General features: G+C 62.2%; 10 protein-coding genes. 8 read left to right on the forward strand and 2 right to left on the reverse strand.

The window, feature by feature from the left end; all coding sequences use genetic code 11:
- The first annotated feature begins 145 nt into the window (after positions 1-145).
- Positions 146-592 carry an Hsp20 family protein gene (locus AAZU54_RS13520; protein WP_186557675.1) on the forward strand — a complete coding sequence of 149 codons (447 nt, stop codon included), beginning with the start codon at positions 146-148 and terminating at the stop codon, positions 590-592.
- 177 nt (positions 593-769) lie between these two features.
- Here AAZU54_RS13520 and AAZU54_RS13525 read toward each other — a convergent pair whose 3' ends face one another.
- Positions 770-4,066: a PAS domain S-box protein gene (locus AAZU54_RS13525; RefSeq protein ID WP_186557676.1), complete on the reverse strand. Its 3,297-nt coding sequence runs from the start codon at positions 4,064-4,066 to the stop codon at positions 770-772.
- Positions 4,067-4,127: 61 nt separating this feature from the next.
- Entirely contained in the window at positions 4,128-5,006 is an 879-nt protein-coding gene (locus AAZU54_RS13530; protein ID WP_186557677.1) for a LysR family transcriptional regulator, read from the reverse strand.
- 130 nt (positions 5,007-5,136) lie between these two features.
- Here AAZU54_RS13530 and leuC point away from each other — a divergent pair, with 130 nt between their 5' ends.
- The 7 genes from leuC to AAZU54_RS13565 all read left to right on the forward strand — a co-directional run bounded on the left by leuC (position 5,137) and on the right by AAZU54_RS13565 (position 14,591).
- The gene (gene leuC / locus AAZU54_RS13535) at positions 5,137-6,570 is read left to right on the forward strand and encodes a 3-isopropylmalate dehydratase large subunit (protein WP_186557678.1); all 1,434 of its coding nucleotides are present in this window, start codon (positions 5,137-5,139) and stop codon (positions 6,568-6,570) included.
- On the forward strand, positions 6,567-7,211 hold the full coding sequence (leuD, locus tag AAZU54_RS13540; protein WP_186557679.1) for a 3-isopropylmalate dehydratase small subunit: 645 nt from the start codon (positions 6,567-6,569) through the stop codon (positions 7,209-7,211). The genes leuC and leuD overlap by 4 nt, the downstream gene beginning before the upstream one ends.
- A gap of 129 nt (positions 7,212-7,340) precedes the next feature.
- Positions 7,341-8,105, forward strand: coding sequence for a class I SAM-dependent methyltransferase (locus AAZU54_RS13545; RefSeq protein ID WP_186557680.1), 765 nt, complete (start codon positions 7,341-7,343; stop codon positions 8,103-8,105).
- A 53-nt stretch (positions 8,106-8,158) separates the two neighbouring features.
- A complete protein-coding gene (leuB, locus tag AAZU54_RS13550; RefSeq protein WP_186557681.1) occupies positions 8,159-9,241 on the forward strand; it encodes a 3-isopropylmalate dehydrogenase in 1,083 nt (360 codons plus the stop codon).
- 63 nt (positions 9,242-9,304) lie between these two features.
- Positions 9,305-10,417: an aspartate-semialdehyde dehydrogenase gene (gene asd, locus AAZU54_RS13555; protein WP_186557682.1), complete on the forward strand. Its 1,113-nt coding sequence runs from the start codon at positions 9,305-9,307 to the stop codon at positions 10,415-10,417.
- 253 nt (positions 10,418-10,670) lie between these two features.
- Positions 10,671-11,675 carry an aspartate-semialdehyde dehydrogenase gene (locus AAZU54_RS13560; protein WP_186557683.1) on the forward strand — a complete coding sequence of 335 codons (1,005 nt, stop codon included), beginning with the start codon at positions 10,671-10,673 and terminating at the stop codon, positions 11,673-11,675.
- 228 nt (positions 11,676-11,903) lie between these two features.
- Entirely contained in the window at positions 11,904-14,591 is a 2,688-nt protein-coding gene (locus AAZU54_RS13565; protein WP_434727271.1) for a FimV/HubP family polar landmark protein, read from the forward strand.
- Positions 14,592-14,632: the final 41 nt, after the last annotated feature.

Here is a 14,632-nt window from a genome sequence, read left to right on the forward strand (position 1 = left end):
GGGGCAAGCCCGCTGCCACAAAGAGCTAGAAAAAATTTTGCAGTCTGCACTTGAAACCTTTTCCCTGGCCCTTATCTCTTGAGTACGCGATGCCGAAGTCGGGTCGCGTAATGACTTACTTGCTGAATCTCAGGAGTTTATGACCATGACTACCGCTTTCTCTCTTGCACCACTGTTCCGCCATTCCGTTGGCTTCGACCGTTTCAATGACCTGTTCGAATCCGCGGCGCGTAACGAGGCGGGTAGCAGCTACCCACCCTACAACGTGGAAAAACATGGCGATGACCACTATCGCATCGTGGTTGCCGCAGCTGGCTTCCAGGAAGACGACCTCGACCTGCAGGTTGAAAAAGGCGTGCTGACCGTAAGCGGAGGCAAGCGCGACGCAGGCAACGCAGGCGCAGTGACCTATCTGCATCAGGGCATTGCCCAGCGGGCCTTCAAGTTGTCGTTCCGCCTGGCCGATCACATCGAAGTGAAGTCGGCAGGTCTGGCCAACGGTCTGCTCAGCGTCGATCTGCTGCGCGTCGTCCCGGAAGAGGCCAAGGCCAAACGCATCCCGATCAACAGCGACAAACCTGCGCTGAACTAAGCTTGTCGGGATGTACGAAAGGGCACCTTCGGGTGCCCTTTTTACGTGTCATGGATGTACATGTTATGGATGTACATAGCGTGGGAGCGGACTTGCCCCGCATTTGCCAAGGCACAAGTGGCGAAGCCGGCCTCGCGAACGATAATCGCGTGGCAAGCCCGCTCCCACGCATTTCTTTCAGTAGTCAGCTGGCGCTTCCAGCAGCATCTGCCGGAACTCCTGCAGCGGCAGTGGCCGGCTGTGCAGGTACCCCTGGTACAGGTGACAGCCCAGCCGCTCAAGAAACTCTAGCTGCTCGGTCAATTCCACACCCTCGGCAATCACCGCGAGCTCAAGACTGCGGGCCATGGCCACGATGGCGCGGACGATCTCGGCATCATTGGGGTCGATCGGCGCGTCGCGGACAAAGGTCTGGTCGATCTTCAGCGCATCCACCGGCAGCCGTTTGAGGTAGGTCAGCGATGAGTAACCGGTGCCAAAATCATCCATGGCAAAACTTACGCCATAGCGCTTGAGCTCGCGCATCTTGGCAATGGTGTCCTCCAGGTTCTGGATGACGATGCCTTCGGTGATCTCCAGCTTGAGCATGTGCCGTGGCAGGCGGTAGTCGTCGAGGCTGCGCAGCACTCGCTCGACGAAATCGTTCTGGCGGAACTGCCGAGGGCTGATGTTCACGCACAGGCTGAAATCGTCGGCATCGATCAGGCCGTCCTGCAGCATATGGGCGCAGGCATCGCAGGCTTCGTCGAGGATCCAGCTGCCAACTTCAAGGATCAAGCCACTTTCTTCGAGTACCTGAATGAACTGGGCCGGTGGCTGCTGGCCCAATTGCGGATGGTGCCAGCGCAGCAGCACTTCGGCGCCAACGATGCGGTTATCGCGGGCATCCACCTGGGGCTGGAAGTGCAGCGCCAGTTCACCCCGGGCCAAGGCCAGGCGCAGGTCGTTCTCCATGCGCAGGCGCTCGCTGGCGGCCTTCTGCATGGTGGTGTGGAACAGCTGGGTGGTGTTGCGCCCGGAGTCCTTGGCCCGGTACAGGGCGATATCGGCGCGCTTGAGCAGGTCGGCGGGGGTGGCGCCATGGTCGGGGATCAATGCCACACCAATACTTGGGGTCACTTGCAGGCGCTGGCCATCCAGCGACATCGGCTCGGCGAGCAGCTCGCGCAGGGTGTCGGCCAGCTCGCGGACTTGGGTTTCCACCGCCTCGCGGCTGCCTTCAAGGCCGGTCAATAGCACCACGAACTCATCGCCGCCCAGGCGCGCCACGGTATCCTCAAGGCGCACGCTGGCTTCCAGGCGCGCAGTGATGATCTTCAGCACCGTGTCGCCGACTGGATGGCCGAGCGAGTCGTTGATGTGCTTGAAATGGTCGAGATCGAGGAACAGCAGCGCGCCGCGCAGGTTGTGGCGCTTGAGCAGGGCGATCTGCTGGCTGAGGCGATCCATCAGCAAGGCGCGGTTGGGCAGGTTGGTCAGCGGGTCGTGATAGGCCAGGTGGCGGATCTGCGCCTGGGCGTTCTTCAGTTGGCTGACGTCGCGCGCGGTCAGCAGCAGGCAATCGCTCTCGTTGAGGCTGATGGGTTCTACCGACACTTCGACGGTGAGAATATCGCCGCGCTTGTTGCGCCCGAGCATCTCCCGGTGATGCACCCGGCCGCGCTCCTTGAGCTCGTTGAGCAGGGCGCTGCGCTGTTTGTCATCGGCCCAGATGCCGATCTCATACACCGACTGCCCGACCACCTCGGCAGCGCTGTAGCCGGTCAGTCGGCAGAAGCCATCGTTGACCTCAAGGTAACGGCCGGTCTCACGCTCGGTGATGGTGATCGCGTCGGGGCTGGAATGGAAGGCCTTGGCGAACTTCTCCTCGCTGGCCTTGAGCGCCGCTTCGGCGCGTTGCTGCTGGGTGATGTCGCGCAGTGAGGTGACGCTGCAGGGTTGGTTGTCGACCGTGATCAGGCGGCTGGAAATCACGCAGGTCAGGGCTGCGCCGCTGCGGTGGTTGACCACCACCGCGACATTGCTCAAGTCCTGCTCGCGGATTACCCGCTCGATGCGGTGTGCGCGTTCGGCCGATTCGGCCCACAGGCCAATCTCCTCGGCGGTACGGCCAATCACCTGCTCGGCGTTCCAGCCGAAGGTCTGGGTGAATGCCGGATTGATCTCGATGAACTGGCCAGAATCCTGGCGGGTTACGCAGATCGGGTCGGGGCTGACCTGGAACAGGCTGGCGAACTTCTCTTCCGACGCACTCAGGCGCAGCTCGCGCTCGACCTGGTCGGTGATGTCGAGCAAGGTGCCGGCCATGCGCAGCGGGTTGCCTTGTTCGTCGCGGTAGAGCCGGGCGCGGCTTTCGATGTAGCGCGAGGCGCCGTTTTCCAGCTCCACCCGGTAGGTGATCTGATAATTGCCCGCCGGGCCTTCGCGCAAACTGCGATAGGCCTGGCGCATGACATTGCGCTCCTGTTCCGGCACGCCTTCGAAAAAGGCTTCGAACGACTCGTGAAAGGGTACTGGGTCGAGCCCATGCAGCTGTGCGGCGCGGGCCGAGCCATACAGCATGCCACTGGGGATGTGCCAGTCCCAGGTGCCCAGTTGCGCGGAATCCAGGGCAAGGTCCAGACGCTCCTGGCTGTCCTTGAGTGCCTGTTCGGCGCGTTTGCGTTCACTGGTGTCGACGAAGGTACTGAGCAGGAACGTGACGCCTTCAAGCTCAATGCCCTGGGTGCAGAGGATGCCGTCGTGGATCTTGCCGCTGCTGGCGCGAAATTGCACTTCCATGGTCACCGGGCCGCTGGTGTTGCGGGTGGCTTCCAGCACCTGGTGACGCTGGTCGGGATTGACCCACAGGCCGAGCTCGATGCTGGTCTTGCCGACGATCTGCGCACCGGGCCAGCCGAACATGTCTTCAAAGTGCTGGTTGACCTCGAACAGCATGCCGTCGTTACGGCGGGTCAGCAGAATCGCGTTGGGACTCAGGTGGAAGAGGGTGGCGAAGCGTTTTTCCGAGTTGATCAGGGCGGTTTCGCGTTCGCGCTGGCGGGTGATCTCGCGGATCACCCCGATCATCTGCCGCCGGCCATGGCGGTCTTGGGTCAGGCTGCCGTTGATCTCCAGCCAGTGCATGCTGCCATCTGGCCAGCGGATACGATGGCGCATGGCCTGTTCGATCGGTTCGCCGTTGACCACCGCCTGAAAGGCCTGGCGGGTGCGCGCGCGGTCCTCTTCAGGCAGCAGGTCGAGGTAGTCGATGTCGCTGGGCAGCGGCCGCAGCGGGTCGAAGCCAAATAATGCCTGGGTGCCGCGCGACCAGCTGACCCGACCGCTCTCGATGTCCCACAGCCAGGCGCCCAGGCGTGCACCATTGAGGGCGGCCAATAGTTGTGGGGCATTCTGCCAAGCCTGTTCCGACGCCTGCGGGTCGGCCGCAGGGATGCGCGGCAGGCGCGCAAAGCGATTAACTGATTTGGGCATCGATACCAGACCTTTGGCGAATGACGCGTCCCTGAGAGTGAAATGCCGTGCTGACGACCGGTCAGGCGGGCCCTGCGTGGCTGTCGAGCAGGGCCATGAACGCCCTGGCTGCGTTCGACAGCGTTCGCTCGGTGTGCAGAATGTAGCCTAGCTGTCGCGACAGCTTTACGCCGGGTAAAGCGATGGGTGCAACTTGTTCATCGAGCATGGTGCGCGGTAGCACGCTCCAGGCCAGGCCAATCGACACCATCATCTTGATGGTTTCCAGGTAGTTGGTGCTCATGGCGATGTTCGGCGTCAGGCCCTGGCTTTCGAACAGGCGTTGAACAATGTGCCGGGTAAAGGTGTTGCCGCCCGGGAACACGGCCGGATGGCTGGCGACGTCGGCCAGGCTGACTGCGCCGTTGCTGGTCAACGGATGCTCGGGGGAGGCGACGAAGTCCAGTGGATCGTCCCACACCGATACCGCCCGAACCAGGTGGTGCGGCTCGGGTGCCAGGGTGATGACGGCGATTTCCGCCCGGCCATGGAGAATTTCGTCGTAGGCCGCTTCTGAATCAAGAAACTGAATATCTAACGCGACTTTTGGGTGCTCGCGAGTGAATGCCCGTAGTAGTGGGGGAAGGCGGTGTAAACCAATATGGTGGCTTGTCGCCAGGGTCAGCCTACCGCTCACTTCCCCGGTCAAATTGGTAAGCGCCCGTCGGGTATCATCCAATACGTTGAGGATTTGATAAGCCCGCGGCAGCAATGCCCGGCCGGCTTCGGTCAAGGTCACCTCCCGGCCCAAGCGGTCGAACAGGCGGACGTCCAGTTGCTGCTCAAGGCCAGCGATGCGTTTGCTGATTGCCGGCTGAGTCAAATGCAGGCGTTCGCCGGCCCCGGAGAAACTGCCGGTCTCGGCGATGGCGATAAATGCGCTCAGGTTGGCCAGGTCCACCGTTTGTATTCCTTCAGGTTATCCAAAGCATAAAAATTATGAATTTGAGTTATTCAATCTAACCCCATAGCATCGACCGTACAAGCCAAGGGGTTATTGGCATAGAAAGACGCTGATGAGGAACAGTCTGATGGCCGGCAAAACGCTCTACGACAAACTCTGGGATGCGCATGAAGTCAAGCGACGCGACGACGGCTCGTCCTTGATCTACATCGATCGCCACATCATTCACGAAGTGACTTCGCCTCAGGCCTTCGAAGGTCTGCGCCTGGCTAACCGCCAGCCATGGCGCATCGACGCCAACATCGCCACGCCTGACCACAACGTGCCAACCACCCCTGAGCGCAAGGGCGGCATCGAGGCCATCGCCGACCAGGTGTCGCGCCTGCAGGTGCAGACCCTCGACGAGAACTGTGACGAATACGGCATCGTCGAATTCAAGATGAACGACGAGCGCCAAGGCATCGTTCACGTCATCAGCCCAGAGCAGGGCGCGACCTTGCCAGGCATGACCGTGGTGTGCGGCGACTCGCACACCTCGACCCACGGCGCCTTTGGCGCATTGGCCCACGGCATCGGCACCTCCGAGGTCGAGCATGTGCTCGCGACCCAGTGCCTGGTGGCCAAGAAAATGAAAAACATGCTGGTGCGCGTCGAAGGCAAATTGCCTGAGGGCGTCACCGCCAAGGACATCGTCCTCGCCGTGATCGGCAAGATCGGCACCGCCGGTGGCAACGGCCACGCCATGGAGTTCGCCGGGAGCGCCATCCGCGATCTGTCGATGGAAGGCCGTATGACCATCTGCAACATGTCCATCGAGGCCGGTGCCCGGGTTGGCTTGGTGGCAGTGGATGACACCACTATCGATTACGTTGAAGGGCGTCCCTACGCGCCGACGCCTGCTCAGTGGAGCCAGGCAGTGGCCGCCTGGAAGGGCCTGGTCTCCGACGCAGATGCGGTGTTCGACACCGTGGTCGAGCTGGACGCTGCGCAAATCAAGCCGCAGGTCAGCTGGGGCACTTCTCCAGAGATGGTGCTGGCGGTCGATCAGCGCGTGCCGGACCCTGCTGCCGAGCCAGACTTGATCAAGCGTAGTTCGATCGAACGTGCGCTCAAATACATGGGCTTGAGCGCCAATCAAGCGATCACCGATATCCGTCTGGATCGGGTGTTCATCGGTTCGTGCACCAACTCGCGGATCGAAGACTTGCGCGCCGCTGCCGACATCGCTAAAGGCCGCAAGGTCGCTGCCAACGTCAAGCAGGCGTTGGTGGTACCGGGTTCAGGCCTGGTCAAGGCGCAAGCCGAACGTGAAGGGCTGGACAAGATCTTCATCGAAGCCGGTTTTGAATGGCGTGAACCCGGCTGCTCGATGTGCCTGGCGATGAACCCGGATCGCCTGGAAAGCGGCGAGCACTGCGCCTCGACCTCCAACCGTAACTTCGAAGGCCGCCAAGGCGCCGGTGGTCGTACCCACCTGGTGAGCCCGGCGATGGCCGCCGCCGCCGCAGTGACCGGTCACTTCATCGATGTCCGCGAGTTGATCCAAGGGAGCGCAGCATGAAAGCCTTTACCCAGCACACCGGCTTGGTCGCACCGTTGGATCGCGCCAACGTCGATACCGACCAGATCATTCCCAAGCAGTTTCTCAAGTCGATCAAGCGCACCGGCTTCGGCCCGAACCTGTTCGACGAGTGGCGCTACCTGGATGTGGGGCAGCCTTACCAAGACAACAGCAAGCGCCCGCTGAACAAAGAGTTCGTGCTCAACCACGAGCGTTACCAGGGCGCCAGCGTGCTGCTCGCCCGCGAGAACTTCGGTTGTGGCTCCAGCCGTGAGCACGCGCCTTGGGCGTTGGACGAGTACGGTTTCCGTAGCGTGATCGCGCCAAGTTTTGCCGACATCTTCTTCAACAACAGCTTCAAGAACGGCTTGCTGCCGATCATCCTCAGCGATGAGGAAGTCGATGAACTGTTCAAGCAGGTTGAAGCCAACCCTGGCTATCAGTTGACCGTGGACTTGCAAGCCCAGGCGGTGACTCGTCCAGATGGCAAGGTGCTGCATTTCGAGATCGACGCCTTCCGCAAGCATTGCTTGCTCAACGGCCTGGACGACATTGGCCTGACCTTGCAGGACGCCGATGCGATCACGGCGTTCGAGGGCAAGCATCGCCAGAGCCAGCCGTGGTTGTTCCGCGATGCCTGAAGTGTGTAAGTGACTGTACCGGCCTCATCGCGGGGCAAGTCCGCTCCTACAGGGGCAGCGCTCATCGTGTAGGAGCGGGCTTGCCCCGCGATAGCGCCGGCACAGGCAAAACCAGATAAGGACCGATCCATGACCAGTAGCCAACACACCGACGTCGTCCAGCGCCAGTTCGGCGAGCAGGCCAGTGCCTACCTGAGCAGCGCCGTGCACGCCCAAGGCAGCGAGTTTGCCCTGCTGCAGGCCGAGCTCGCCGGCCATGCCGACGCCCGGGTGCTGGACCTGGGCTGTGGTGCCGGTCATGTCAGTTTCCACGTCGCGCCATTGGTTGCCGAGGTCGTCGCCTATGACCTGTCGCACTCGATGCTCGACGTGGTCGCCAGCGCCGCGGCACAACGCGGCCTGGCCAATATCACTACCGAACGCGGTGCGGCGGAACGCTTACCGTTTGCCGATGCCGCGTTCGATTTCGTCTTCAGTCGCTACTCTGCGCATCATTGGAGCGACCTGGGCCTGGCCTTGCGCGAAGTGCGCCGGGTGCTCAAGCCGGGTGGGGTGGCGGCGTTCGTCGATGTCATGTCGCCGGGCAGCCCGTTGCTCGATACCTACTTGCAGAGCGTCGAAGTGCTGCGTGACACCAGCCACGTGCGCGATTATTCGGCCGCCGAATGGCAGCGCCAGGTCAGCGAGGCAGGTTTGCATGTGCGCAGCCACAGCCGCCAGCGCCTGCGCCTTGAGTGGAACTCCTGGGTCGAGCGCATGCGCACCCCTGATGCGCTGCGCGTGGCCATTCGCCAATTGCAGCAAGCGATGGGCGAGGAAGTGCGGCAGTATTACCAGATCGAAGCCGATGGCTCGTTCAGCACCGACGTGCTGGTGTTGTGGGCTGAGCGCTAGTATTTTCCGGCGAAGCCGCTACCGGCGCGCCGTTTGAATGGATAGAGGAAAGCATGAGCAAGCAGATTCTGATTCTCCCAGGTGATGGCATTGGTCCGGAAATCATGGCCGAAGCGGTCAAGGTGCTGGAGCTGGCCAATGACAAGTTCCAGCTTGGCTTCGCCCTGGAGCACGACGTGATCGGTGGCGCGGCCATCGACAAACATGGCGTGCCGCTGGCTGATGAAACCCTGGAGCGTGCGCGCGAGGCTGACGCTGTACTGCTCGGCGCCGTTGGCGGGCCGAAGTGGGACAAGATCGAGCGCGACATCCGCCCGGAGCGCGGTCTGCTGAAAATCCGTGCGCAACTGGGCCTGTTCGCCAACCTGCGTCCGGCCATTCTCTATCCGCAACTGGCCGATGCCTCCTCGCTCAAGCCAGAAATCGTCGCCGGCCTGGACATCCTCATCGTCCGTGAGCTGACTGGCGGCATCTACTTTGGTGCCCCACGTGGCCAGCGCGAGCTGGAGAACGGCGAGCGCCAGGCCTACGACACCCTGCCGTACAGCGAAAGCGAGATCCGCCGGATTGCCCGCGTCGGTTTCGACATGGCCCGCGTGCGTGGCAACAAGCTGTGCTCGGTAGACAAAGCCAACGTACTGGCGTCCAGCCAGCTGTGGCGGGAAGTGGTCGAAGACGTGGCCAAGGACTACCCGGGCGTCGAGCTGAGCCACATGTACGTCGATAACGCCGCCATGCAGCTGGTACGCGCGCCCAAGCAGTTCGACGTGGTGGTGACCGACAACATGTTCGGCGACATTCTGTCGGATGAAGCTTCCATGCTGACCGGCTCCATCGGCATGCTGCCTTCGGCGTCGCTGGATGCCAATAACAAGGGCATGTACGAGCCGTGCCACGGCTCGGCCCCGGACATCGCCGGGCAGGGCATTGCCAACCCGTTGGCGACCATCCTCTCGGTGTCGATGATGCTGCGTTACAGCTTCAACCAGCACGCCGCTGCCGAGGCGATCGAGCAGGCGGTCAGCCTGGTGCTGGATCAAGGGCTGCGCACTGGCGACATCTGGTCGGCTGGTTGCAGCAAAGTCGGTACGCAGGAAATGGGCGACGCAGTAGTCGCAGCGCTGCGGAATCTGTAATCTCTCTGGCCCGCCACCGTTCTGTCTCGGTGGTGGCCCACTTTTAGCAAAGGTGTAGTTGCGATGAAACGTGTAGGTCTGATCGGTTGGCGTGGAATGGTCGGTTCCGTGCTCATGCAGCGGATGCTCGAAGAGCAGGATTTCGACCTGATCGAGCCGGTGTTCTTCACCACCTCCAATGTGGGTGGCCAAGGTCCGAACGTGGGCAAGGATATTGCTCCGCTCAAGGACGCCTACAGCATTGAAGAGCTCAAGACCCTCGACGTCATTCTGACCTGCCAGGGCGGCGACTACACTAACGAAGTCTTCCCCAAGCTGCGCGAAGCCGGCTGGCAGGGTTACTGGATCGACGCCGCTTCCTCGCTGCGCATGCAGGATGACGCGGTGATCATCCTCGACCCGGTCAACCGCAAGGTGATCGACCAGCAGCTCGACGCCGGGACCAAGAACTACATCGGCGGCAACTGCACCGTCAGCTTGATGCTGATGGGCCTGGGTGGCCTGTTCGAAGCCGGTCTGGTCGAGTGGATGAGCGCCATGACCTACCAGGCCGCCTCCGGTGCTGGCGCACAGAACATGCGCGAGCTGATCAAGCAGATGGGCGGCATCAATGCGGCGGTCACCGATGAGTTGGCCAATCCGGCCAGCGCCATCCTCGACATCGACCGCAAAGTGGCCGAGGCCATGCGCAGTGAAGCCTTCCCGACCGAGAACTTCGGCGTGCCGCTGGCCGGCAGCCTGATTCCGTGGATCGACAAGGAACTGCCGAACGGCCAGAGCCGCGAAGAGTGGAAGGCCCAGGCTGAAACCAACAAGATCCTGGGTCGCTTCAAGAGCCCGATCCCGGTCGACGGTATCTGCGTGCGCATCGGCGCCATGCGTTGCCACAGCCAGGCGCTGACCATCAAGCTGAACAAAGACGTGCCGTTGGCCGATATCGAAGGCATGATCAGCCAGCACAACCCATGGGTGAAGCTGGTGCCGAATCAGCGTGAGATCAGCATGCAGGAGCTGAGCCCGACCAAGGTCACCGGCACCTTGAATGTACCGGTTGGCCGTCTGCGCAAGCTCAACATGGGTTCGCAGTACCTGGGTGCCTTCACCGTTGGCGACCAGTTGCTGTGGGGCGCTGCAGAGCCGCTGCGGCGTATGCTGCGGATCTTGCTCGAGCGTTGATTGCGCCTGGCTTGACCGAAACCCGTGCTCTTGCTGAGCGCGGGTTTTTTGCTTTTAGGGGGCTGTTAAGGCTCTATCGCGGGACAAGCCCGCCCCCACGCAAGTTTCGCAGCCAAGGTCGGGGCTGGCGTGGGGGCGGGCTTGCCCCGCGATAGCAATAGCGCATCCGAGGCTATTCAAATGCCCTGAAGGTACCCCAAGCCCAATAATCCAAGTAAAGTGCCGCTCCCGCCGAACCCGCAGAGGATTTCCCATGAGCCAACCCCTAGACATCGCCGTCATCGGCGCCACCGGTAGCGTCGGTGAAACCCTCGTGCAGATCCTCGAAGAACTCAGCTTCCCGGTCAAAACCCTGCACCTGCTCGCCAGCATGGAATCTGCTGGTAGCAGCGTAATGTTCGCTGGCAAGAAAGTGCGTGTGCGCGAAGTTGACAGCTTCGACTTCAGCCAGGCCCAGCTGGCCTTCTTCGCCGCGGGCCCGGCCGTCAGCCGCAGTTTCGCAGCCAAGGCCCATGCCGCCGGCTGCACGGTCATCGACCTGTCAGGTGGTCTCGATCAGGCGCTGGCGCTGGTCCCGGAAGCCAATGGCGATCAGCTGGCCAAGCTGACCCTGCCGGCGCAAATCACCAGCCCAAGCGCTGCCGCCGTTGCGCTGGCGGTGGCCCTGGCGCCGCTCAAAGGTCTGCTGGATATCGAGCGCGTTCAGGTCATGGCCAACCTGGCAGTGTCGGCCCAGGGCAAGGAAGCGGTCAGTGAGCTGGCGCGCCAGACCGCCGAGCTGCTCAATGCCCGTCCATTGGAGCCACGCTTCTTCGACCGGCAGATCGCTTTCAACCTGCTGGCCCAGGTCGGTGCCAGCGATGAGCAGGGGCACACCGCCGTAGAGCGGCGCTTGGTCAATGAGCTACGTGTGCTACTGGACATGCCTGCGCTGAAGATTTCCGTGACCTGCGTTCAAGTCCCGGTGTTTTTCGGCGATAGCTTGAGTGTGGCCGTACAAAGCCGCCGCCCGGTGGACCTGGTGGCAGTCAATCAGGCCCTGGACGCGGCCGACAGTATCGAGCTGGTCGAAGCGGACGATTATCCGACGCCGGTGGGTGACGCAGTGGGCCAAGACGTGGTCTATGTTGGTCGTGTACGCCTTGGCATTGATGAAGAGCAACAGCTCAACCTCTGGCTCACCACCGACAATGTGCGCAAAGGCGCTGCGCTCAATGCCGTTCAAATCGCTCAATTGTTGATAAAAGACAGGCTCTAAAAGATACTTCTGAGGGTTTGCACGAAAAGTCGCCGAGCGGCGATCAGGCAAGGCGAAAACAGGCGAGGAAGCGCAGTTTACTGGTTGTAAATGAGCATTCCGAGCCTGTTTTCACCGCAGCATTTTCACCGCAGCATGATCGTCGCGCAGGCACTTTTTGTACAAAGCCAAGCAATTTTGTCCTATATCACATTAGATTTTGGGACGATTCATACAAGGGAAGAGGTCATGCTTCGAATTCGCAAACTGGTTTTGGCCATGGCGGCAGCATCTGCGCTGTCGTCCGGCATGGCGAATGCCCTGGGGTTGGGTGAGCTGACCCTCAAGTCGGCACAGAACCAGCCGCTGGACGCCGAGATCGAATTGCTCGACGTGCGCGACCTCTCCGCTGCCGAAGTGGCGCCGAGCCTGGCGTCGCCGGAAGAATTCGCCAAGGCCGGGGTGGCCTATCCACCCTATGTCGAGGACCTGACCTTCACCACGGTGCTCAATCCCAATGGCAAGAGCGTGCTGCGGGTTACCTCCAGCCGGCCATTGAGCGAGCCTGTGGTCAAGTTCCTGGTCCAGGTGATGTGGCCGCAGGGCCGTCTGCTGCGCGACTACAGCGTCCTGCTCGACCAGGCCAAGGCCCAGGGCGAGCAGCCTGCGGCGGCCAACATCAGCGCGCCGGTCAGCGGCGCTGGTAGCTACACCACCAAACGCCGTGACACCCTTTGGCAGATTGCCGCGCGCAACAGCCAGGGCGGCTCGGTGCAGCAGACCATGCTGGCGATCCAGGCACTGAACCCGGATGCCTTCATTGGCAACAACATCAACCAGCTGAAGATCGGCCAGGTCTTGCGTCTGCCGGATCAGCAGCAGATTCAGAGCATTGCCCAAGGCGAAGCGAACCGTGAGGTGGCCGAGCAGTACGCGGCCTGGCGCGAAGGCCGCCGTTTGGGGCCGCGCGCTCGTCAACTCGACGCGACCCGTCGCGGCGCAGCCGAGGCGGCGCCATCGCGCATCGCCCAGGGCGACAACCTGCGTCTGGTCAGCCCTGGCAATCAAGCAGGGGCGGCTGGGGCGAAGGAGCTCAACGACAAATTGGCGGTCGCCCAGGAGAGCCTGGACACCAGCCGACGCGACAACGAAGAACTCAAGAGCCGCATGACCGACCTGCAGAGCCAGCTGGACAAGCTGCAGCGTCTGATCCAACTGAAAAATGACCAACTGGCGCGCCTCGAAGCCCAAGGCGCCGCCGGGCAGACGCCGCCAGTCGCTGCTCTGCCAGGTGAGCCTGCGCCGGCCCAGCCAGCCGTCAACGCCCAGCTGACGCCAGCGGAGCCTGTCGTCGAGCCAGCACCCGCTGCGGTCGATACCGCGCCGCAAGCCGCGCCGGGCGCTGAAGCCAAGACTGAGCAGAGCGCACTCGACGAGCTGCTCGGTAATCCATTGCTGTTGGGCCTGATTGCTGGCTCGGCGTTCCTTGTGTTGCTGCTGTTGCTGCTGTTGTTGGCACGCAAGCGCAAGGCTCAGCAGGAAGCCGAGAAGCACCTGCGCATGGCCCGCGCCTTGTCGGAGGAGGGGGAGCGCAACCCTGATCTGGACCTGCCGCCAAGCAGCTTCGATGAACTGGATGTGTCGGCGCCAAGCGTGACCCTGTCGCCGGCAGTGGTGGCGGCTTCTGCCGCAGCCGCTACGGCAGCGGAGAAGCCTGCGGTCGTCGCCCCGGTGATGGCGCCTGCGCCAGAGCCGCAAGAAGATCCGCTCGACAAGCTGCTGGCCGAAGTCGAACTGAGCCTGCAGCGTGGTCGCCTCAATCACGCCGCCGACCTGCTCGAGACGGCTGTGGCCGCCGAGCCTGAGCGCAGCGACCTGCGCTTGAAGCTGATGGAGGTCTACGCACGTCAAGGCGACCAGAACGCCTTTGCCGATCAGGAGCGCAAGCTGGCGGGCAATGAGCAGAACAAGGCTGAGGTCGAATCGCTCAAGGAACGCTTCCCGGCCATGGTCGCCGTGGCGGCTGCCGGCCTTGGCGCGGCGGCCCTGGCGGCAGAGCTGGACGAGCAATACGTTCAAGAGCTGCTGCAAGACGAACAGGATATCCCGGCTGCTGAGCTAGGCGAGCCTGAGCCTGTGGTCGAGGAGCTGGTGTCCGAGCCTGTAGTCGAGCCTGAGCCGCAAGTACTCGCCGATGTGACACCCGTCGAAGAGAGCGACCTGGACAGTGCCTTCGATCTGAGTCTGGACGATGACCTGGCGCTGGATGATCAGTTGCAGTCGCCGATCCTGGATGAGGTTGAGCCTGCTATTGAACCTGAGGCTCAGTTCGAGCAGCCCGAGGTGGTTGAGCCGGCAGTCGGTGAAACGGATGCCGATGACGACTTCGAAGCGCTGCTGGCCCAGGCCCAAGCTGAGGCCGAGCCGCAGAGCGTCGACGACCTGGCCGACTTCGATCTGGATGTCGGTGATTCGCCAGTTGCGACTCCGGCCGAGGAAGCCCCGGTGGATGTGGCCGCTGAGCTGGCAGCGTTCGACGAGATTCCCGAGTTCGATCCGATCTCCGAACTGGAGCTGCCAGACGACTTCGACCTGTCGCTGTCGCTGGAAGACGACTCGCCCGCGGCAAAGAACTTTGCCTCGGAGCTGGACGACGTCAACGCCGAACTGGACAAGCTCTCGCAGAACCTCGAAACGCCGTCGCTGGAGGCGCAATTCACCGCTGCCGACGCCGCGCAGGAGCCGGAGCCGCTGGACGACCTGGACTTTGACTTCTTCTCCGGTGCCGACGAAGTGGCCACCAAGCTCGATCTGGCCCGTGCCTATATCGATATGGGTGATCACCAGGGCGCGCGCGACATCCTCGATGAAGTGGTCAAGGATGGTGATGACGGTCAGCGCAGTGAAGCTGAGGAGATGCTGTCCCGGCTGGTGTAAGACTTCAGGTCGGTGGTGTTCTTTTCGCGGGCAAGCCCGCT

Origin of the sequence: Pseudomonas sp. Je.1.5.c, from assembly GCF_051129895.1 — a bacterium.
Classification (GTDB): Bacteria; Pseudomonadota; Gammaproteobacteria; order Pseudomonadales; family Pseudomonadaceae; genus Aquipseudomonas; species Aquipseudomonas urmiensis.